Genomic DNA, 21,214 nt, shown 5'->3' with positions numbered 1-21,214 from the left:
TCACCGGGCCCCCGTCCGCCGCCGCGGTCGCAGGACCACCGGGCGCAGCCTGTTGTAGCCGCGCACCGACACCGGTCGCAGCGCTCTGAGTTCGTACGCGGCCGTCCCCGCCAGTTCCCCGGCGAACGCCGTGTCCACCAGCACGGTGGCCGGGCGGGCCACGCCGGTGAGTCTGGCCGCGACGTTCACCGCACCCCCGTAGACATCACCGAAGCGAATGAGGACCGCGCCGTGGGCCAGCCCGGTCCGCACCTTCGGCAGCCGCTTCTCCTCCTCGACACGGGCGGTGAGTTCCAGCGCGATGCCGGCGGACGCGGACGCCGAATCGCAGACGAACAGCACCTCGTCCCCGATGGTCTTCACCACCCGGCCACCCCCCTCGGCGACCACGTCGCCGGTCAGGCTCTCGAACCGGTCGAGCACCCTGCCCAGTTCGGCGGTGTCCAGTCCCCGGGTCATCCGGGTGTAACCGACCATGTCCGTGAATCCGACCGCCAGTTCGCGGACGTCGGTCCCTTCCCCGGCCGCCGTCGGACCGTCCGCCGCCGCCCCGACGGGCCGCCCCGGCCCGGCCGGCACGAAGCCCTGCCCCTCGGCGGCCATCCTCCCCGCGTGCGCGGCGAGATGACGGCGCCACACATGCCGCTGCAACCGCTCCATCTCGGGCAGCAGGGCCGCGGCGTGATCGACCGGTTCTCCCCCGTGCCCAGGGACGCCCGGTCCCCGGCTCATCCAGGCCCACAAGGTGGACACCTGCCACTCGGCGAGGCGGGAGAGATGGTGTCCCAGAGCACGCGCCATCATCGTTTCGCTCTCCGCGGTGATGAGCCCCGCCTCGATGAGCCGCTCCCCCGCGCGCAGCGCGTCCACGTCGGCGTCGGTGAACACCCGCGCGTCATCGTCGACCACCGGGAACCCGAGCGCGTGCCAGATCTGCGCGGTGCGCTCGGCCGTGACACCGGTCCGTGCGACGACGTCCCGCCGCGTATGGACGCGGCCGCCGCCGAGCAGGACCTCCTCGACGGTCGGCCGCGGTTCGCCGGCACCGGACCGGGGCTCCTGGTCCGGTGCGTTCATGTGGTGTGCACGATCAGCACGTCGAGACCCGCTCTCCGGGCGACGTCCGCGGGCACGGATCCGAGGATGCGCCCGGCGAGCGAGCGCAGCCCCCGGTTTCCGACGACCAGGAGATCGGCCGAGCACTCCCGGGCGGTCCGTACGAGCGCGGCAACCGGCTCGTCCTCCACGGCCACGGAGCGCACATGCACCGCGCCCTGCGCTCGAGCCCGGTCCCTGGCGATCCGCAGCGTGTCCTCGGCGGGCGCCGACCCCACCACCTGGAACGCCTCCGCTCCCAACTGGTCGGTCGCACGCGATAGTTCGGGCCCGCGCATGGGTGCGTACGCACAGGCGATCACCAACTCGGCTTCGCAGACGGCGGCGAGCCGGGCCGCCCCCTCGACCGCTGCGAACGACGACTCCGAGCCGTCCGTGCCGACCATCACCGTCCGGTAGGCGACCACGACAACCTCCCCTTACCGCGAAGTAAGCTTACTCCGGAGTAAGATAGGGCGCCGGGATCCGCCGGACAAGGGGGCGGCACGCACGGCACGGGGACCGCCCCCCGCGTTCCTGCCGTCAGCCCGTCAGCGCGCGGATCGCGGTCGGGGCGTGGCCGGGCTCCGAGGCCACGTCCTCGAACTCGTTGACCGACGCGATGTCGCTCCCGCTCATCGAGATGTTCGTGACCCGCTCCAGGATCGCCTCGACCACGACCGGCACCCGGTGCTCGGCGGCGAGCTTCTTCGCCTCCTCGAACGCCGGCAGCAGCTGGTCCGGTTCGGTGACCCGGATCGCCTTGCAGCCGAGCCCTTCCACGACCTTGACGTGGTCGACGCCGTAGACGCCCAGCTCCGGGGAGTTGAGGTTCTCGAACTCCAGGTTGACCTGGAAGTCGATGTCGAAGGTGCGCTGCGCCTGCCTGATGAGCCCGAGGTAGGAGTTGTTCACCAGGACGTGGACGTACGGGATGCGGTGCTGCGCGCCGACCGCGAGCTCCTCCAGCATGAACTGGAAGTCGTAGTCACCGGAGAGGGCGACCACGGAGCCGTCCGGGTCGGCCGTGGCGACGCCCAGCGCGGCGGGGATCGTCCAGCCCAGCGGACCGGCCTGGCCGCAGTTGATCCAGTGGCGCGGCCGGTAGACGTGCAGCATCTGGGCGCCCGCGATCTGGGAGAGGCCGATGGTGGTGACGTACCGGGTCTCCGGCCCGAAGGCCCGGTTCATCTCCTCGTAGACGCGCTGCGGCTTCAGGGGCACGTTCTCGAAGTGCGTACGGCGCTGGAGCGTCGCCCGGCGCTCCTGGGTGGACGCCGCCCAGGCCGCGCGGTCCTTCAGCCGGCCCGCGGCCTCGCGCTCACGTGCCACCTCGACGAAAAGCTCCAGCGCGGCCTTGGCGTCGGAGGCGATCCCGAGGTCAGGGGCGAAGATCTTGCCCAGCTGGGTGGGTTCGATGTCGACGTGGACGAAGGTGCGGCCCTCGGTGTACACGTCGAGCCTGCCGGTGTGCCGGTTGGCCCAGCGGTTGCCGATGCCGAGGACGAAGTCGGACTCCAGGAAGTTCGCGTTGCCGTAGCGGTGCGAGGTCTGCAGGCCGACCATCCCGGCGTTGAGCGCGTGGTCGTCCGGGAGGGTGCCCCAGCCCATCAGGGTCGGGATGACCGGGACGCCCGTCAACTCGGCGAATTCCACCAGGAGTTCCGACGCGTCAGCGTTGATGACACCGCCGCCGGCGACGATCAGCGGGCGCGCGGAGGCGTCCATCATGTCCAGAGCGCGCTCGATCTGCCTGCGGCTCGCGGCCGGCTTGTGCACCGGGAGCGGCTCGTACAGCTCGGGATCGAACTCGATCTCGGTCAGCTGCACGTCGATGGGCAGGTCGACCAGGACCGGGCCGGGCCGACCGCTGCGCATCAGGTGGAAGGCCCGCTGGAGGACGCCGGGGACCTGCGCGGCCTCCAGGACGGTGGTGGCGGCCTTGGTCACCGGGGCGGCGATCGACGCGATGTCGACGGCCTGGAAGTCCTCCTTGTGGAGTACGGCCGTCGGGGCCTGACCGGTGATGCAGAGGATCGGGACGGAGTCGGCGATGGCGGAGTACAGGCCGGTGATCATGTCGGTGCCGGCCGGGCCCGACGTGCCGACGCAGACGCCGATGTTCCCGGCGGCGGCGCGGGTGTAGCCCTCGGCCATGTGGGAGGCGCCCTCGACATGGCGGGCGAGGGTGTGGTGCACCCCGCCGGCCGCCTCGAGCGCCGCGTAGAACGGATTGATCGCGGCACCCGGCACACCGAACGCGTTGCTGACGCCTTCGCGCTTGAGGATCTCGACTGCCGCGCGGGCAGCGGTCATACGGGGCATGGAGGACTCCTGCTCGGATGTGGTGGATTCGGGCTCTGTCGCGCCACCTGAGAGCACCATTTCCGCATTGCGGAAGACTTGTTCTGCTATACGGAAGTAATCTAGAGCGGGCCCGGGACGGCCGTCAAGAGACCCGGGACGGCCGTCAAGAGACCCGGGACGGCCGTCAAGAGACCCGGGGCGGCCGTCGAGGGACCGGTCCGGCCGGCGGGAGAAGGCGCCGCCGGACCAAATACGCCAAGTCCCTGCCCAGAACATCGCTCTTGGTGGACGATGGGGACACGGAGAGCAAGGGCCGCGAAGTCGGCGGCGGGAGGGGGCGGTTCGTGGAGTCCGTACCGGTACGCTGCCCGGTCTGCCGCCGGGACCACGCCTACATCACCCCGGTGTACCCGTGCCCGTGCGGAGCGCCGACCGCCCCGCCGCTCCTGCGCGGCGCCCCCGCCGAACCCATCACGCACCGCACCTGGACCGACGACTGGGTGAGCGTCCGCTGCCACAGCTGCGGACGTCGCGACCAGTGGCCCCATCCCGAGCTCTGCTGCCCCTGCGGGGCGGTGCTGCGCATACCGGTACGCGCGGTCGCCACACGCGGTGGAGCGGCCGCCCGCCCGGTCACCCCGGCCCATATCCCCCTCCCCCGCACGGCCGCGCACCCGCGCCCGCCGTTCCGGCCCCTGGTGATCCGTACGTCCCGCGACGCGGTCAGCGCCGCCGCGCTCTATCTGACCTGGCTCGGCTACCGCGACGTCGTCCAGCCGGAGGTGCGCCCGCTGTCCCGGATCGACCTGCGGGCGGACGGACTGATCGCCCAGGTGGACTCGACCACCCGGCCCACAACCCTGCGCGACGTCGAATGCCTCTGGCTGAACGCCCTCAACTCGGAGGTGACCAGCGTCTTCTTCTCCCTGGCCGGGTACGCGGACGACGCCAGGTCGCGCGGTGACGGCCTCGCCATCCCGCTCTTCGTCATGGACCTCACGGGTACCCCGCAGCCGGTCAACAGCCCCGCCGAGGAGCTCGTCAGCACCGGCCCCTGACCGCCCGCCATACTGGCGGCATGCGCATCCGCCCCGTCCGCCGCGCCGAACTCCCGCTGCTCCAGGACATCGAACGCGCCGCCGGCGAGCCCTTCCGGGCGTTCGGCATGGCCGCGGTCGCCGACGACGAGCCCCCGCCGCTCGGCGTGCTGGAGGAGTACGCCCGCGCCGGCCGGTGCTGGGTGGCGGCCGAGGGGCCCGACGACCGCCCGGTCGGCTATCTGCTCGCGGACCGGGTGGACGGCGCGGCCCATGTCGAGCAGGTCTCGGTGACCCCCGCCGCCGCCCGCCGGGGCGTGGGCCGCGCCCTCATCGCCCACCTCGCCGACCGGGCCGTGGCCGAGGGCCTGGACGCCCTCACGCTCACCACCTTCGCCTCGGTCCCCTGGAACGCCCCGTACTACGAGCGCATCGGTTTTCGGACGCTGGCGGCGGACGAAGTCGGCGAAGGGCTCAGGGAGATCAGGGCCCGGGAGGCCGAACACGGCCTGGACCGGTGGCCACGGGTCTGCATGCGCCGTGAACTTCCGGCGCGTCCCGGAGCATGATTTCGGTCACCCCTGCCCCGGGAGCCACATATGTTCGGACTGTTGTCAGTATGGGGACGTAGAGTGAAGGCATGGTCTTAACTCCACGACTTTCCACCCACTTCGCGCCCGTTTTCCCGACACAGCCGACGCACCCGGCCGTCGTCGAGGCGAACGAGGCGATCCGTGCGCTCGTGGACCAGCGGGCCGGCCAGGACTGGTCGTCCGTGGAGTCCGCGCAGTACGAGGTCCTGCTCATCGAATGGGCCGCGGCCACCCGCGGCATGGGCGCCGGCATCATAGAGGCGGCCTGACCGCCGGGGCGGTGCCCACCGCCCCGGCGTGCGCCTCCTCCCCGAAGGCGCGCCCCATCGCGGGCCTTCGGGGAGCCGGCTCTTCTACTCCCCGTACCCCGCCCGTAGGTCGATCTTGCGGACCTTGCCGCTGACCGTCATCGGGAAGGTGTCCAGGATCCGCAGCCGGCGCGGGATCTTGTAGTGGGCCAGCTGCTCACGGCAGTACGCCGTCACCTCCTCCAGCGTCGGCGGGGCCGCCGGGTCGCGGGGGATGACGCAGGCGAGGATCTCCTCGCCGTACTTCTCGTCCGCCACGCCGACCACCTGTACGTCGGCGATCTTCGGGTGGCCGTAGAGGAACTCCTCGATCTCCCGGGGGTACACGTTCTCGCCGCCCCGGATGATCATGTCCTTGATGCGGCCGATGATCCGGACGTAGCCGTCCTCGCGCATCACCGCGAGGTCTCCGGTGTGCATCCAGCGGCCCGCGTCGACGACCTCCGCGGTCCGTTCCGGTTCGTCCCAGTAGCCGAGCATCACGCTGTACCCGCGGGTGCACAGCTCACCGGCCGCACCGCGTGGGAGGGTCACCCCCGTCACCGGGTCGGTCACCTTCACCTCGATGTGCGGCAGCGCCCGCCCCACCGTGCCCGTGCGGCGCTCCAGGTCGTCGTCACGGCGGGTCTGGGTGGAGACCGGGGAGGTCTCCGTCATCCCGTAGCAGATGGACACCTCCTCCATGTGCATCTCGGCGACGACCCGCTTCATCACCTCCACCGGGCACGGCGATCCGGCCATGATCCCGGTCCGCAGCGAGGAGAGGTCGTAGGCGGCGAAGTCCGGCAGGTCGAGCTCCGCGATGAACATGGTGGGGACGCCGTAGAGCGAGGTGCAGCGCTCGCGCTGGACGGCTTCGAGCACGGCGGCGGGCTCGAAGGCGGGGGCGGGGATGACGATGCAGGCGCCGTGCGAGGTGATGCCCAGGTTCCCCATGACCATGCCGAAGCAGTGGTAGAAGGGCACGGGCAGGCAGACGCGGTCGTGTTCGGTGTAGGCCACCATCTCGCCCACGAAGTAACCGTTGTTGAGGATGTTGTGGTGGGAGAGGGTGGCGCCCTTGGGGAAGCCCGTGGTGCCCGAGGTGTACTGGATGTTGATCGGGTCGTCGCAGGACAGCTCGGCCTCGCGCGCGGCGAGCTGCTCGGGTGTGACGGACGCCGAGGCCCGGACCAGGTCGTCCCAGGAGGCGTCACCGATGTAGTGGACCGCCCGGAGCGCGGGGCAGTCGGCGCGGACCTGGTCGACCAGAGCCCGGTAGTCGCTGGAGCGGTGGCTGAGCGAGGCCACCAGCAGGGAGATGCCGGCCTGGTCGAGGACGAACCTCAGCTCGTGCGCGCGGTAGGCCGGATTGATGTTGACCATGACGGCCCCGATCCGGGCCGTGGCGTACTGGACGAGCACCCATTCCGGGCAGTTGACGGCCCAGATGCCGACCCGGTCGCCCTTCGCCACCCCGGAGGCCATCAGGGCCCGTGCCAGCTCCTCGACGGCGGCGCCGAACTCGGCGTACGTCCACCGGCGACCGGAGGCCACGTCGACCAGGGCCTCTCGCTCGGGGAACGCCTCGACGGCCCGGGCGAGGTTGCGGCCGACGGTGTCGCCCAGCAGCGGCGTGGTTCCGGTGCCATGGGCGTAGGACAGCTCGTCGGTCATCGCAGGTCCCCCTCGTCGAACTCGGCACCGGTGCCCCGGGCGGTCGCCTCGCGCAGCTCGATCCGGCGGATCTTCCCGGAGACGGTCTTGGGCAGGTCGGCGAACTCCAGTTTGCGGATGCGCTTGTAGGGGGCGAGGACCGACCGGGAGTGCGCGAACAGCACCTTCGCGGTGTCCGGCCCCGGCTCCCAGCCCTCCGCCAGCACCACGTACGCCTTCGGCACGGCGAGCCGCACCGGGTCCGGGGCGGGCACGACCGCCGCCTCGGCGACCGCCTCGTGCTCCAGCAGGGCGCTCTCCAGCTCGAAGGGCGAGATCTTGTAGTCGGAGGCCTTGAACACGTCGTCGGCCCGGCCGACATAGGTGATGTAGCCGTCCTCGTCCCGGGAGCCGATGTCGCCGGTGCGGTAGTAGCCGCCTGCCATAGCCCGGGCGGTGCGCTCCGGGTCGCCGTGGTAGCCCGTCATCAGGCCGACGGGGGCGTCGGACAGGTCCAGGGAGATCTCGCCCTCCGCCGCGCCCGGCGCACCGGTCACCGGGTCCAGCAGTTCCACCCTGAAGCCGGGGTTGGGGCGGCCCATCGAGCCCGCCTTCAACGGCTGCCCCGGGGTGTTGGCGACCTGGACGGCGGTCTCGGTCTGTCCGAAGCCGTCCCGGATGGTGACGCCCCAGGCCCGCCGGACGGTCTCGATGACCTCGGGGTTGAGGGGTTCACCCGCGGCGACGACCTCACGCGGGGGCGTCCTCAGCTGCGACAGGTCGGCCTGGATGAGCATGCGCCACACGGTCGGAGGGGCGCAGAAGCTGGTGACCGACGAGCGGTCCATCTCCGCCATCAGCCGGGCCGCGTCGAAGCGGGTGTAGTTGAAGACGAAGACGGTGGCCTCGGCGCTCCACGGGGCGAAGAGGTTGGACCAGGCGTGCTTGGCCCAGCCGGGCGAGGAGATGTTCAGGTGGACGTCACCGGGCTTCAGCCCGATCCAGTACATCGTCGACAGGTGACCGACCGGGTAGGACACATGGGTGTGTTCGACGAGCTTGGGGCTGGCGGTCGTCCCGGAGGTGAAGTAGAGCATCAGCGCCTCGTCGGCGTCGGTCTCCCGGGTCGGCGTGAAGGTGTCGGCGGCCTCCTCGGCCCCGCGGTAGGCGAGCCAGCCGTCGACGTCCTCACCGACCGCGATCCGGGTGTAGTCGCCGGGCACCTCGTCGAACTTCGCGGTGTCCTCGGACCGTACGAGGACGTGCCGGATCCGGCCGCGTTCGACGCGGTCGCGCAGGTCGACGGGGCCCAGCAGCGGGGTGGCGGGGATGACGACGGCGCGCAGCTTCATCGCCGCGAGGGCGGTCTCCCACAGTTCGGTCTGGTTGCCGAGCATGACGAGGATCCGGTCGCCGGCCGCGACGCCTTGGGACCGCATCCAGTTCGCCGCCCGGTCGGACCGGGCTGCCATCGCGGCGAAGGACACCTCGGTGCGGCCGCCGTCCTCCTCGACGATGTGCAGGGCGGTGCGGTCGTTGCCCTCGGCGATGACGTCGAACCAGTCGAGCGCCCAGTTGAAATGGGGTGGCCGGGGCCAGCGGAAGCCCGCGTAGGCCGTCGCGTAGTCCTCGCGGTGCTCCAGCAGGAAGTCCCGTGCCTCCCGGAACGTCTGCGTCGCGCTGGTTGCCGGCATGTGCCCTCCTCGTTGCGGACCCGTCAGCGGGACGACGGGCCTTAACATCATGTGAACAGTGACCCAGATCTCACCACCCCCGGACGGGGGTACCAGCGAGAGAGCGGGGATGCATCCCGTGAGCGAACCGGGCGAGGCGACCGAGCTCCAGGCGGCCCTGCTGAGGCTGCGACGTACCAGCGGGCTGCCCGTGGTCTTCGGCGGGCTGCTCTCCGACGCCCGTCACGCGCGCATCGCCGAGCTGAGCGGCGCCCAGACCTCCGCGCTGCGCGGGCTCGTCATCTCGGCGGGCAGTGGACTCGGCGGCAAGGCGATCGCGCTGTGCCGGCCGTGCGCGGTGACCGACTACGCCTCCGCCCGGCACATCAGCCACGAGTACGACACGGCCGTGGCGGCGGAGGGCCTGCGCTCGGTCGTCGCGGTGCCGGTCGTCGTGCGCCGCAGGGTGCGCGGGGTGCTGTACGGCGCCCTGCGCGCCCCGCGCACCCTCGGGGACCGTACGTTCGACGCGGCGGCCTCGGCCGCCCGGGACGTCGAGCAGGCGCTCGCCGTGCGGGACGAGGTGCGGCAGCTGCTCACGTCCACCCGGGAGCAGCTGACCGGTACGGGTCCCGGCGTCTGGGAGGACGTGCGGGAGGCGCACCGCGAGCTGCGGGCGCTGGCGCCCCGGATCGCCGACCCGGACCTGCGCGACGAGTTGCTCTCGGTGTGCGGGCGGCTCGCCTCGGCCGCCGGGAGCGAGCGTCCGGCCGGGGCCGGGTTCGTGCGGCTGGCGCCGCGCGAGGTGGACGTGCTGGCCTGTGTGGCGTCGGGGGCGACGAACGCGGTGGCGGCCGAGCGGCTGGGGCTGCGGCCGGAGACGGTGAAGGCCTATCTGCGCTCGTCGATGCGGAAGCTGGGGGCCCACACCCGGCTGGAGGCGGTGGTGGCGGCCCGGCGGGCGGGTCTGCTGCCCTGAGGCCCGCGGTGCCCCGGGACGGCCGGGGCTCAGTCGCCGAAGTCGACGAACGTGGCGTACCGGACGTCGTACACGGTGGCGTCCGACATCGTCTCCAGCATCCGGACGGCCTCGCCCGTGATCTCCTCACGCGCGCCCGCGCCGGGATCGGCGAACAGCTGGACGGTCACGGTCGCGGTGTCGTCCGCCCGGTCCACCCGCCAGATCGCCGCGAGGAACCCGTCGTACAGGACCGAGCCGTAGACCTGGTTGCCCACGCCGTTGCGGTTGCGGTAGGCGGCCGGAATGATCCGGGTCCGGTCCTCGTGGCCGAGCAGGACGTTGTCGAACTCGGGGAGGAAGCGCGGCGGGGCGGGGGTGTCGGCATCGGGCCGAGGGGCGTCGGGGAGGTCGAAGAGTTCGACGCCGTGCGCGTCACGGAAGGTGGCCAGCCGGGGCCGCAGCCGTTCGAAGACCTCGCGCAGCCGGGTGAGTCCGGCCCACCTCTGCATGTCCTTCACCGAGGCGGGCCCGAAGGCGCCGAGGTAGCGCAGGACCGTGTCGTCGGGGGCGGGCGCCGGCTCGGCGGGGCGGCCGAGCCAGTGCTCGGCGGTGGTGAGCGCGACCGGCCCGCCCTGCCCCCACAGCCCGCGCGGGGTGATCTGGACCAGCGGCAGTGTGCAGCGGGCGGCGGCGGACAGGGCGCGCGGTTCGGCGTCCGGCCAGTGGGTGAGCAGTTCGTCCCGCAGCTCCTTCATGGTGCGCGGGCGCTCCTCGACGAGCGTCCTGCTCAGGGCGGCGAGCCGGTCCAGGTCCACCCCCGCGAGCCCGCCGCGGAAGATCCTCAGCTCCCGGTCGCGGGCCGGCTGGACCAGGGGCCGCAGGGTGAGCGCGTCGTCGGCGGTGTGGGTGTGGATGGTGGAGCGCAGGGTGACGATCCGGACGACCTCCCGCGACTCCATCAGCGCGGAGAGCTCGGCGGGGTCGAAGTGCTCCAGCCGGGCGTGCAGCTGGAAGTAGGGGGGCCGGGTGTTCTGTGCCTGGAGGCCGACGAGCCGGGCGACCGCCTCCCCGGCCGGGAGTGCGGTGCGCCGGAGCAGCAACTGCCGTGCCAGGGTGGCCCGGTTGAGTGCGCGGCTGGACAGCGCGGGAGGGCTCGTCTTCGCGACCATGGCGGAACGCTATCCGGGGGCACCGACAGCGGCCCGCGAATCCGACACTCGGACGGGACCGTGGCGCCACGGCCGACGGGCCTCTCGCCCCCATGATGGTGCGGGTGATCAGTGTCCTGTTCGCCGTTCTGACCGCGCTCAGCAACGGGTCCGCCTCGGTGCTCCAGCGCCGCGCCGCCCTCAACGTCCCCTCCAGCGACGCGATGCGTCTGTCGCTGCTGGGCCATCTGCTGCGTCAGCCGGTGTGGCTGGGCGGCATCGGACTGGTGATCGTCGCCGCCGTCTGCCAGGCGGTGGCGCTGGCCACCGGGCCGATCGCCGTGGTCCAGCCCATCTTCGTGATCGAGCTGCCCGCGACCCTGCTGCTGGCCGGGTTCGTCATGCGGGTCGGGGTGCCGCGCCCGGTGTGGTCCGGGGTGGCCGCCGTGACGCTCGGGCTGGCGCTCGGCATGGCGTCGGCCGCACCGGTGGGCGGTACCGAGGAGGTGCGCGGTGCCGCCTGGATTCCCGCCCTGGTGGCGACCGGGGTCTTCGAGGCCGTGCTGATCGCCGCCGCGCTCTCCACCCGGAGGAACGCCCGGGCCGCGCTGCTGGGACTGGCGGCGGCCTGCGGGTACGCGCTGACGGCGGCGCTGATGAAGGACGCCATGTCACGGCTGGAGAGCCACGGTGGCGTCGGGCTGCTGACGGCGTGGCAGCTGTACGCCACCGCCGCGGCGGGCGTCGGCGCCCTCTTCCTCCTCCAGAACGCGCTGCAGGCCGGCTCGCTGGTGGCGGTGCAGCCGATGCTGACTCTGGGGGACGCGCTGATCAGCATCACCTACGGTGTGACGCTCTTCGGTGAGCACGTGCGCGGCGGTTGGTGGCTGCTGCCGCAGCTGATCGGGGTGGCGCTGATCGCCGTCGGCTGTGTGATCCTGGCGCGCTCCCCGCTGGCGTCCGGCGGCCAGGAACCGGCGCCCCGGGTGAAGTGAGCCCGGCGGGGGCGGCCCCGTACACCGCACAAGTGCAGGGGGCCTGATCCCGCGTCAGGGCTTGCCGCGGGCCGGTACCTCCTCGCCGGGCGGGACCGGCCCGGGCGGGGTCCCGTCGCCGAACGGGCGGCCGCCCAGCTCCTCGCGGTGGTGCGGGGCCAGCCAGCCGGACGGATCGGGGCCGAGCGGCACGATGCCGGTCGGGTTGATGCCGGTGTGCACGCGGTAGTAGTGCTGCTTGATGTGGTCGAAGTCGACGGTGTCGCCGAATCCCGGCGTCTGGTAGAGGTCGCGGACGTACGCCCACAGGACCGGGTCCTCGGTGAGCTTGTTCCGGTTGCACTTGAAGTGGCCGTGGTAGACGGCGTCGAACCGCACCAGGGTGGTGAAGAGCCTGATGTCCGCCTCGGTGAGGGTGTCCCCGACCAGGTAGCGCTGTCCGGCGAGCCGTTCGGAGACCAGGTCCAGGCGGCGGAACACGTCGACGTACGCGGCCTCGTACTCCCCCTGCTCGCCGGCGAATCCGGCCCGGTAGACACCGTTGTTGACGTCCCGGTAGATGCCCTCCATCACCTCGTCGATCTCGTCGCGCAGCCGTTCGGGGTAGAGGTCGGGGGCGCCGGGGCGGTGCAGGCCGGTCCACTCGGTGGCCAGGTCGAGGGTGATCTGCTGGTAGTCGTTGGTCACCAGGGCCTTGCTCGGGATGTCGACGATCGCGGGCACGCTGACCCCGCCGGGGTGGTCGTGCTCCCGGGCCTCGTACGCCTCGCTCAGGTAGCGGATGCCGAGCACCGGGTCCCGGCCGCCCTCGTCGAGGGTGAAGCGCCAGCTGCGGTCGTCCTGGAGCGGGTCGGCGACGGCCAGCGAGAGGGCGCTCTCCAGGCCGAGGAGGCGGCGGGAGACGAGGGCCCGGCTCGCCCAGGGACAGGCCCGGCTGACGACGAGCCGGTAGCGTCCCGCCTCGACGGGCCAGCCGTCCCGCCCGTCGGCGGTGATCCGGTCGGCGAAGTGGCTGCGGGACCGCTTGAAGGGCTTGTGGCCGTACGAGCTGTTCCCGTTCGGGTCCCGGTCGTCGGACTCCTGGGCTGAAGGTGTGCTGCTCACGTCTCGCTCCTCGGCGGATCGGTTGCTTGAGGGGTGTCCCGTACCTCCTGGCGTCTCCTTCCCCGTCGACCGGCTCCGACATCGGCGAGGGCGACGATCAGCCCGGCGAGGACGAACGCGACGGACACGATCAGCCCGTGGTCGTAGGCGTCGGCCCAGGCGTCGCGGCCCAGCTGGGCGAAGAAGACCGAGCCGACCGCCGCGATACCGATGGCCGATCCGACGCGCTGGCTGGTCTGGAGGGTGCCCCCGGCGCTGCCCGCGTTGCGGACCGGCACCTCGGACAGGGTGAGCGTCTGGTTGGGGGCGATGACCAGACCGCTGCCGAGTCCGGCCAGCAGCAGCGGGGCGGCCATCGCGAGGCCCGCGCCCCGGCCGGGCACCAGGTGGACGGCCATCGCGGTCAGCCCCAGCCCCGCCGCGACCATGGTCAGGCCCACCACGATCAGCGGCCGTCCGTAGCGGTGCACGAGCCGCCCGCCGATGCTCGCCGAACCGCCCGCGCCGAGCGCGAACGGGGTGATGGCGAGCCCGGCCTCCAGGGCGCTGTAGTGCAGTCCGGACTGGAGGTAGAGGGTGCTGATGAAGAAGATCGAGGTGAACCCGGCGAAGTACAGCAGGATCATCAGGCAGCCCAGCCAGAACGACCGGAACCGGAAGAGCCCGAGGTCGAGGACGGGTTGTACCCCGCGCCGTGTGCAGCGCGCCTCCCAGCCGACGAACGCGGCGAGCAGCAGGACGGCGACCGGCACGAGCAGCCACTTGCCGTTGCCCGGCCACTGCTGGGCCTGGACGAACGGCAGCAGCAGGACGAGTACCCCGGCGCCGAGCAGCAGCACGCCGAACGGATCCAGGTCGCGCGGCCGTACCCGGCCCGCGTGCGGTGTGTCGGGCAGCAGCCGGTGGGCCAGCAGCAGACAGACGGCGCCGATGGGCAGGTTGACGTAGAAGACCCAGCGCCAGCCCTCGTCGGCCCCGGCGACCTGGATCAGCACCCCGCCCAGCAGCGGGCCGACGGCGGTGGAGATGCCGACCACGGTGCCGAACATGCCGAAGGCACGGCCGCGTTCACGCCCCGAGAACATCTGCTGGATCAGCGCGGAGATCTGCGGGGAGAGCAGTCCGCCCGCCGCGCCCTGGATGAGGCGGGCGACGACGAGCCAGGTACTGGACTGGGCGGCCCCGCAGGCCGCCGAGGCCAGGGTGAACAGGGCGAGCCCCGTCATGAAGACCACGCGCCGGCCCCGTGCGTCACCGAGTCTGCCGCCCGGGATGAGGACCAGCCCGAAGGCGAGGGCGTACCCGGACAGCACCCACTGGAGGTCGGACTCCGGGGTGTCGAGGCCCTCCTTGATGGAGGGCAGTGCCACATTGACGATGGACACGTCGAGCAGCGTCATGAACCCGGCGACCAGACAGACGCCGAGGGCCCGCCAGCGACGGGGGTCGGACGGGCCGGAACCGGTCGAGTCCGTGTCCCGGTGCCCCTTGCTCTCAGCCATGACCCGCACCCTAGGCCGCGGCCGGCCCTTCCCGGTCCCGGGCGCGCCGCCCGGTGTGCCCGCGCTCCCCTGTCAGCCGCGTGTACCCGGCATCCGGGTGGCCCGGGGCCCCGGCCGGCCGGACGGGGCGGAAGTGGCCGGGACCGTCGGCGTGCGGCGCCCCGTCGGGGGTATCGGTGAAGGCATGACTGTGGGGAAAACGAGCGTCCTCGTCCTGGACTGTGCCGAGCCTCTGGAGCTCGCGGACTTCTATGCCGAGCTCCTCGGCGCCGAGACACGGATCGGGAGCGATCCCGACTTCGTCGAGGTCGTCGGGAACGCGGGTGTGCACCTGGCCGTCCGCCGCGACCACGGCTACGCGCCGCCGAGCTGGCCCCGCCCGGAGGACGCCCACCAGGCGCATCTGCGCATCCTGGTGGACCCGGGGGACATGGACGAGGCCGAGCGCGAGGCGATCGGCCTCGGCGCCCGGCCGGTGGACACGGGTGACAGCAACAGCGGCCCGCGCGACGCCCGTGTCTACACCGATCCGGCCGGGCACTCGTTCTCCCTGGCCGTGTACCCGGCCCGGCCGGCAAAGACCGTCTAGGCGGTCCGCCTGCGCAGCGCCGGTTCGGTGAGCGCGGGCGGGACGTAACCCGCGTCGCGCGCCGAGAGGTTGGTGCCGGGCGGCACGATCTCGTCGATGCGGTCCAGGACGTCCCGGCTCAGCCGCACCTTGTCCGCGCCCAGCTGGCTGTCCAGCTGTTCGAAGGTGCGCGGGCCGATGATCGCCGAGGTGACTGCCGGGTGTTCGAGGACGAAGCCCAGGGCGAGCTGCACGAGGGTGAGTCCGGCGTCCTCCGCGAGCCGGGCCAGCGCGTCGGCGGCGGCCAGCTTGGCGGCGTTCTCCGGGGCACCGATGTCGAAACGGGCCGCCTGGCGGGCGGTACGGCTGGACGCGGGCTGCTCGGCGCCCGTGCGGTAGCGGCCGGAGAGCCAGCCGCCGGCCAGCGGGCTCCAGGACAGCACCCCGAGTCCGTACCGCTGCGCGACGGGCAGGACCTCGCGTTCGATGCCCCGGGCCAGCAGGGAGTACGGGGGCTGCTCGGTCACCACGCGTTCGCGGCCCCGGCGCTCGGCCAGCCACTGGCCCTCGACGATCGAGGAGGGCTCGAAGGTCGAGGTGCCGATGTAGCGGATCTTTCCCTGGTGGACGAGGTCGGAGAGCGCTCCGAGGGTCTCGTCGAAGTCGGTGTCCGGCTCGGGGCGGTGCACCTGGTAGAGGTCGATCCAGTCGGTGCCGAGCCGGCGCAGGCTGTTCTCGACCTCGCGGATGATCCAGCGGCGGCTGTTGCCCCGCTCGTTGGGGTCGTCGCCGAGACTTCCGTGGAACTTGGTGGCCAGCACCACGTCGTCACGCCGGCCCCCGGCGAGGGCCTTGCCGACGATGACCTCGGACTCCCCCGCCGAGTAGACGTCGGCGGTGTCGACGAAGTTGATGCCCGAGTCCAGCGCGTGGTGGATGATCCTGATGCTGTCGTCGTGGTCGGGGTTGCCGCGGGGGCCGAACATCATGGTGCCCAGGGCCAGCGGGCTGACCTTCACGCCGGTGCGCCCGAGGGTGCGGTACTCCGTCATCCTGCGTTCTCCTTGACGAGTGCGTCGGTGGTGGGGTGGGTGGTGGGGCCGTCCGCCACGGCGGGGCTCCCGGTCTACCGGAAGGCCTCCCACAGACGGTGGTAGGTGCCTCGCGCGGCCAGCAGTGAGGTGTGCGTGCCCGTCTCGACCACGGTTCCGGCGTCCAGGACGACGACGCGGTCGGCGCGGGCGGCGGTCGTCAGCCGGTGGGCCACGACCACGGTCGTACGCCGCCGGGACAGCGCGTCCGTGGCGGCGGCGACCCGGCGTTCGGTCGCCAGGTCCAGCGAGGCGGTGGCCTCGTCGAGGAGCAGGAGGTCCGGGTCGACGAGCTCGGCGCGGGCCAGGGCGAGGAGCTGGCGCTGCCCGGCGGACAGTCCCCTGCCCCGCTCCCCCACCGGCTGGAGGTAGCCGAGCCGCAGGCCGGCGATCATCTCGTGCGCTCCGACGGCCCGGGCCGCCGCCTCGACCTCGGCGTCGGTGGCGTCGGGGCGCCCGTAGGCGATGGCGTCCCGGACGGTGCCGCTGAAGAGGTGGGCCTCCTGCGGTACGAGTCCCAGCCTGCGGCGGTATCCGGTCAGGTCGAGGTCGCGCAGGTCCTGGCCGTCGACCCGGACCGTACCGGCGGTCGGGTCGTGGAACCGGGCCAGGAGCTTGACGACGGTCGACTTGCCCGCCCCGGTGGCACCGACCAGGGCGACGGTCTCGCCGGGGGCGACGCGCAGCGACAGACCGTGCAGCACCTCCTGTCCGCCGCCGCCCGCGTAGCCGAAGGAGACCTCGTCGAACTCGACCTCTCCGCGCAGTGCGCCGACGGGACGGGGATCGTCGGCGGGCGGGGTGCCGGCCGGGGTCCGCATCAGCGAGCGGAGCCGCCCGAGGCCGATGACGGCCTGCTGGTAGCCGTCGAACACCTGGGAGAGCTGCTGGATCGGTGAGAAGAACAGTTCGACGTAGAGGAGGAAGGCGATGAGGGTGCCCGCGCTCAGCTCGCCCGCCCGGACCTGGCCCGCGCCGACGACGAGCACCGCGGCTCCGGACAGGGTGCCGAGGAATTCCACGAACGGGAAGAAGGTGCCCATGTAGCGCTGGGCGCGCAGCCGTGAGGTGCGGAAGGACCAGGCGAGCTCGGCGAAGTCGCGGGCGTTGCGCTCCTCCCGGCGGAACGCCTGGGTGACGCGGATGGCGGTGACGTTCTCCTGGAGGCAGGCGTTGACGGCGCTGACGCGCTCCCGGGCCTCCCGGTAGGCGGGGACGGAATGGTGCCGGAACAGGGCGGTCGCGCCGATCAGCACCGGCAGTGCCACGAACAGGACGACGGCCAGGTGCGCGTCGATGAGGAGGAGCGCGACGAGGACGCCGAGGACGGTCAGCAGGCTCACCACCGCGGTGATCAGCCCGGTCTGCAGGAAGTTGGACAGGGCGTCCACATCGGTGGTCATGCGGGTCATGATCCGGCCGGCGGGTTCCCGCTCGTAGTAGTCGAGCCCCAGGCGCTGGAGCTGCGCGAAGGTCTTCACCCGCAGGGTGTAGAGGAGCCGTTCGCCGGTGCGTCCGGTCGTCCGCACCTGGGCGACGCCGATCAGCCAGTTCACGGCGACCACGACGGCGGCCGCCGCGGCTGCGGCGAACAGCACCCCGCCCGCCTGCCGGGCCACACCGTGGTCCACTCCGTGCCGTACGAGGACGGGGACCGCGATCTGCGCACCGGCGTCCAGGGCGACCAGCAGCAGGCCCGCCAGCAGGGGCAGCCGCAACGGCCGCAGCAGGCTGCCGAGGTGGAAGTCCGGGTCGGCGGCGACCGCCTGCCCGGTGGAGACCTCCGGGTCCGCCGCGGGCAGGGGCATCCGGGCGAGGCCCGCCATCAGTTCGGCGCTCGCCGGGGCGGAGCCGAGCACCCCGCCGCCGGGCCCGCCCCGGCCCGGGCCGGAGGTGGCCGCCGCCTCGGCGAGGGACTGGGCGGCGCGCACGGCGGTGCCCTCCTCGGTCTCGGTGTCGGCGTTCTCGGCGCGCTTCCACAGATGGGCGGTGACCCCGCCGGCCGGCGCCGCCGCGGGCGGCTCCACCCTGTCCTGCGGACCGTCGGCGGCCGAGAGCAGGGTCCGGAACAGGGGGGAGCGGGAACGGAGTTCGTCCAGGGTGCCGGTGTCGGCGACCCGTCCCCCGTCCAGTACGGCGATCCGGTCGGCGAGCTCCAGCGTGGATCTGCGGTGCGCGACGACCAGGGTGGTGCGGCGGCGGGTGGTGTCGTGCAGCGCGGCGTGGATCTCCGCCTCGACCCGGGCGTCGATGGCCGAGGTGGCGTCGTCCAGGACGAGGACGGCCGGGTCGCCCACCAGGGCGCGGGCCAGGGCGAGGCGCTGGCGCTGCCCTCCGGAGAGGGTGAGCCCCTGCTCGCCCACCACGGTGTCGTAGCCGAGGGGAAGCCGTTCGATGAACTCGTCGGCGCGGGCGGTACGGGCGGCCCGGCGGATCTGCTCGTCGGTGGCGTCCGGGACGCCGTACGCGATGTTGGCGCGCACGGTGTCGGAGAGCAGCAGGCTCTCCTCGAAGACGAAACCGATGCGGGAGCGCAGGGAGGCAGTGGTCAGCGCGCGTACGTCGGTGCCGCCGACCCGTACGGATCCTGACGGTACGTCGTAGAAGCGGGGCAGCAGGGCCGCGGCGGTGGACTTGCCGGATCCGGCCGGACCGACGAGGGCGACGGTCTCGCCCGGTGCCACGTCCAGGCTGAAGCCGTCCAGGAGCGGTTCGCCGTCCCCGTAGCCGAAGGTGACGTCCTGCCAGGAGAGGGCGGGCGGGTGATCGGGGAGATCGCGGGCTCCGGGGGCGTCGGTGATCAACGGCGCCTCGTCGATGACCTCCAGGACGCGTTCGGCGCCCGCGCGTGCCTGCTGCCAGACGGTGAGCAGGGTCGCCACCTGCCGTACGGGGGTGACGAAGGAGCCCAGATAGGTGGTGAAGGCGAGGAAGGTGCCCAGCGAGATCCGCCCGTGCAGCGCCATCCAGCCGCCGAGGGCGAGGACGGCGACCTGGCCGAGGGCGGGCACGGCCTGGAGCGCCGGGTTGTAGCGGCTGGTGAAGCGGACGGCCCGCAGCCGGGAGGCGAACAGGGTGCGGGCCCGGTCCTCGATGCCGCTGAGCTCACGGGTCTCCTGGCCGAAGCCCTTCACCACGCGGACCCCGGTGACGGTCGCCTCCACGGCCGAGGCCACCTCGGCGGCCTCCTGCTGGGCGTGCCAGTTGGCGGGGAAGAGGTCGCGGCGGCTGCGTAGCGCGATGAGGTAGAGCAGCGGTCCGACGACCAGGGCGACCACGGTCAGCAGCGGTGAGAGCACCGCCATGAAGACCAGCGAGACGAGGAACATCAGGGCGTTGCCCGTGAGGTTGGGCAGGAACTGCAGCAGGGTCTGTATCAGGGTGATGTCGGAGATGGACCGGCTGACCACCTGTCCGGTGCGCAGATCGTCCTGCTGGGCGCCGCCGAGCCGCAGCAGGGCCGCGAACGCGTCGTTACGGAGGTCGTACTGCACGCCGAGGGAGAGCCGGCCGGAGCGGTAGCGGCGGGTGAAGCTCGCCCCGAAGCGGACGGCTCCGAGACCGGCGAGGAGGGCGATCCAGGGCAGGAGCGGTCCTGCGGACCCCTCCGCCACCCCGTCCACGACGTGACGGAGGACGAGGGGCAGGGTGGCGGTGGCGACGGCGGCGACCAGGGCGGCTCCGAACGCGCACAGCAGATCGGTACGGTGGCGCAGGCAGTACCCGAGCAGTCGCCGCGCCCAGCCGGGCGGCGGGGGCGCGGCGGCCGGTCCGCCCGGCTCGCCGCTCCCGGTGCCGGAACAGCCGGTCACCGGGCCTCCGCCGGGGCGAGGCCGATGCCGAGGTGCCCCTCGCCGGTGCCGACGGTGTCGAACAGCCGGTTGGCGGGGCGCGGCAGTCCGTAGTGCTCACGCAGGGTGGTGCCGGTGTACTCGGTCCGGAAGAGCCCTCGGGCCTGGAGGATCGGCACGACCCGGTCCACGAAGACCTCCAGTCCGGAGGGGAGCACGGCGGGCATGATGTTGAAGCCGTCGGCCGCGCCGCTGTCGTACCAGTGCTCGATGGTGTCGGCGACCTGCTCGGCGGTGCCCGCGAAGGTGCGGTGACCGCGCCCGCCGCCGAGCCGCCCGATGAGCTGACGTACGGTCAGCTTCTCGCGCCTGGCGAGCTCGACGATCAGGGTGTAGCGGCTCTTGGCCCCCTCGATCTCGTCCTCGTCGGGCAGGTCGTCGGGGAGTTCCTGGTCCAGGTGCAGCTCGGAGGGGTCGCGCTTGAGTGTCCGGGCCAGCTGGCGCTTGGCGTACTCGGGGACGATGAGCCGGTCCAGTTCGGCGTCCAGGGCCAGCGCCTCGGCCTCGGTGTCGCCGATGACCGGGACGATGCCGGGCAGGATCTTGATGCCTTCGGGGTCGCGGCCCAGCGCCTCGGCTCGCTGCTTGACGTCCTTGTGGAAGGCGACGGCCTCCTCCAGGGTCTGCTGCGCGGTGAACACCGCCTCCGCGTAACGGGCCGCGAAGTCCTTGCCGTCCTCGCTGGATCCGGCCTGCACCAACAACGGGTACCCCTGCGGCGACCGTTGGACGTTCAGCGGCCCGTCCACCCGGAAGAACTCCCCGGTATGGCCGATGGCACGCACCCGGTCGGCCCGTGCGTGGACCCCCGCCTCCTTGTCGGCCACGACCGCGTCGTCCGCCCAGCTGTCCCAGAGCTTCGTGGACACCTCGAGGAACTCGGCGGCGCGCCGGTAGCGGTCGTGGTGCAGCGGGGTGTCGTCGAGGCCGAAGTTGCGGGCCGCGTCGGCGCCCGCGGTGGTGACGATGTTCCAGCCGGCCCGGCCGCCGGAGACGTGGTCCAGCGAGGCGAACCGGCGGGCCAGGTTGTAGGGCTCGTTGTAGCTGGTGGACGCGGTGCCGATCAGGCCGATGCGCTCGGTGGCGCCGGCCAGCGCGGTGAGCAGCACGGTGGGTTCCAGCTTGGCGGCGGGGCGCCGGCCGGGGTCGCCCATCAGGACCGGGCTGTCGGCGAGGAAGAGGGAGTCGAGACGGCCGCGTTCGGCGATGCGGGCCAGGTTCTTGTAGTGCTCCAGGTCCGAGTCGGCCCCGGCGTCGCTCTCGGGAAGCCTCCAGGAGGCCTCGTGGTGACCGGTGGACATCAGGAAGGCGTTCAGGTGGAGCTGCTTGCGGGGCATGGGTGTCTT

The 21,214-nt window shown here is 72.5% G+C and carries 17 protein-coding genes; 6 read left to right on the top strand and 11 right to left on the bottom strand.

Annotation, left to right across the window (positions count from 1 at the left end):
- The 3 genes from SACTE_RS27060 to gcl form a co-directional block, all read right to left on the bottom strand.
- On the bottom strand, positions 1-1,077 hold the full coding sequence (locus SACTE_RS27060) for an adenylate/guanylate cyclase domain-containing protein (protein WP_014049204.1): 1,077 nt from the start codon (positions 1,075-1,077) through the stop codon (positions 1-3).
- Complete coding sequence (locus SACTE_RS27055; RefSeq protein ID WP_014049203.1) at positions 1,074-1,523, bottom strand: universal stress protein; 450 nt, start codon at positions 1,521-1,523, stop codon at positions 1,074-1,076. The genes SACTE_RS27060 and SACTE_RS27055 overlap by 4 nt, the downstream gene beginning before the upstream one ends.
- A 115-nt stretch (positions 1,524-1,638) precedes the next feature.
- On the bottom strand, positions 1,639-3,411 hold the full coding sequence (gene gcl, locus SACTE_RS27050) for a glyoxylate carboligase (protein ID WP_019993100.1): 1,773 nt from the start codon (positions 3,409-3,411) through the stop codon (positions 1,639-1,641).
- Between the two features lie 335 nt (positions 3,412-3,746).
- Here gcl and SACTE_RS27045 point away from each other — a divergent pair, with 335 nt between their 5' ends.
- From SACTE_RS27045 to SACTE_RS27035, 3 genes are all read left to right on the top strand, one after another.
- Positions 3,747-4,460, top strand: coding sequence for a hypothetical protein (locus SACTE_RS27045; RefSeq protein ID WP_014049201.1), 714 nt, complete (start codon positions 3,747-3,749; stop codon positions 4,458-4,460).
- Between the two features lie 20 nt (positions 4,461-4,480).
- Complete coding sequence (locus SACTE_RS27040; protein WP_014049200.1) at positions 4,481-5,008, top strand: GNAT family N-acetyltransferase; 528 nt, start codon at positions 4,481-4,483, stop codon at positions 5,006-5,008.
- 71 nt (positions 5,009-5,079) lie between these two features.
- Positions 5,080-5,301 carry a hypothetical protein gene (locus tag SACTE_RS27035; protein ID WP_014049199.1) on the top strand — a complete coding sequence of 74 codons (222 nt, stop codon included), beginning with the start codon at positions 5,080-5,082 and terminating at the stop codon, positions 5,299-5,301.
- Between the two features lie 84 nt (positions 5,302-5,385).
- Here SACTE_RS27035 and SACTE_RS27030 read toward each other — a convergent pair whose 3' ends face one another.
- The gene (locus tag SACTE_RS27030) at positions 5,386-6,996 is read right to left on the bottom strand and encodes an AMP-binding protein (RefSeq protein ID WP_014049198.1); all 1,611 of its coding nucleotides are present in this window, start codon (positions 6,994-6,996) and stop codon (positions 5,386-5,388) included.
- Positions 6,993-8,669: an AMP-binding protein gene (locus tag SACTE_RS27025; protein WP_014049197.1), complete on the bottom strand. Its 1,677-nt coding sequence runs from the start codon at positions 8,667-8,669 to the stop codon at positions 6,993-6,995. The genes SACTE_RS27030 and SACTE_RS27025 overlap by 4 nt, the downstream gene beginning before the upstream one ends.
- 118 nt (positions 8,670-8,787) lie before the next feature.
- Between SACTE_RS27025 and SACTE_RS27020 the strand changes: the two genes are divergently transcribed.
- Positions 8,788-9,627 carry a helix-turn-helix transcriptional regulator gene (locus SACTE_RS27020; RefSeq protein ID WP_026359087.1) on the top strand — a complete coding sequence of 280 codons (840 nt, stop codon included), beginning with the start codon at positions 8,788-8,790 and terminating at the stop codon, positions 9,625-9,627.
- A gap of 29 nt (positions 9,628-9,656) precedes the next feature.
- Here SACTE_RS27020 and SACTE_RS27015 read toward each other — a convergent pair whose 3' ends face one another.
- Positions 9,657-10,778, bottom strand: coding sequence for a winged helix DNA-binding domain-containing protein (locus tag SACTE_RS27015; protein WP_014049195.1), 1,122 nt, complete (start codon positions 10,776-10,778; stop codon positions 9,657-9,659).
- Positions 10,779-10,882: 104 nt separating this feature from the next.
- Here SACTE_RS27015 and SACTE_RS27010 point away from each other — a divergent pair, with 104 nt between their 5' ends.
- Complete coding sequence (locus tag SACTE_RS27010) at positions 10,883-11,752, top strand: DMT family transporter (protein WP_026359088.1); 870 nt, start codon at positions 10,883-10,885, stop codon at positions 11,750-11,752.
- A gap of 54 nt (positions 11,753-11,806) precedes the next feature.
- Here SACTE_RS27010 and SACTE_RS27005 read toward each other — a convergent pair whose 3' ends face one another.
- Entirely contained in the window at positions 11,807-12,856 is a 1,050-nt protein-coding gene (locus tag SACTE_RS27005; protein WP_014049193.1) for a glutathione S-transferase C-terminal domain-containing protein, read from the bottom strand.
- Positions 12,853-14,358: an MFS transporter gene (locus tag SACTE_RS27000; protein ID WP_014049192.1), complete on the bottom strand. Its 1,506-nt coding sequence runs from the start codon at positions 14,356-14,358 to the stop codon at positions 12,853-12,855. The genes SACTE_RS27005 and SACTE_RS27000 overlap by 4 nt, the downstream gene beginning before the upstream one ends.
- 184 nt (positions 14,359-14,542) lie before the next feature.
- On the opposite strand from SACTE_RS27000, the gene SACTE_RS26995 reads away from it, so the two are divergent.
- On the top strand, positions 14,543-14,947 hold the full coding sequence (locus SACTE_RS26995; protein WP_026359089.1) for a VOC family protein: 405 nt from the start codon (positions 14,543-14,545) through the stop codon (positions 14,945-14,947).
- On the opposite strand, the gene SACTE_RS26990 is transcribed toward SACTE_RS26995, so the two are convergent.
- The 3 genes from SACTE_RS26990 to SACTE_RS26980 form a co-directional block, all read right to left on the bottom strand.
- A complete protein-coding gene (locus tag SACTE_RS26990) occupies positions 14,944-15,978 on the bottom strand; it encodes an aldo/keto reductase (RefSeq protein WP_014049190.1) in 1,035 nt (344 codons plus the stop codon). The genes SACTE_RS26995 and SACTE_RS26990 overlap by 4 nt on opposite strands.
- 74 nt (positions 15,979-16,052) lie before the next feature.
- Positions 16,053-19,829 carry an ABC transporter ATP-binding protein gene (locus SACTE_RS26985; RefSeq protein ID WP_014049189.1) on the bottom strand — a complete coding sequence of 1,259 codons (3,777 nt, stop codon included), beginning with the start codon at positions 19,827-19,829 and terminating at the stop codon, positions 16,053-16,055.
- Positions 19,826-21,205 (bottom strand): LLM class flavin-dependent oxidoreductase, encoded by a 1,380-nt coding sequence (locus SACTE_RS26980; RefSeq protein WP_014049188.1) that lies wholly within the window; start codon positions 21,203-21,205, stop codon positions 19,826-19,828. Before SACTE_RS26980 ends, SACTE_RS26985 begins: the two co-directional genes overlap by 4 nt.
- Between the last annotated feature and the right edge of the window lie 9 nt (positions 21,206-21,214).

Source organism: Streptomyces sp. SirexAA-E (assembly GCF_000177195.2).
Taxonomy (GTDB): Bacteria; Actinomycetota; Actinomycetes; order Streptomycetales; family Streptomycetaceae; genus Streptomyces; species Streptomyces flavovirens.
This window is presented reverse-complemented; position numbering and strand designations above follow the sequence as displayed.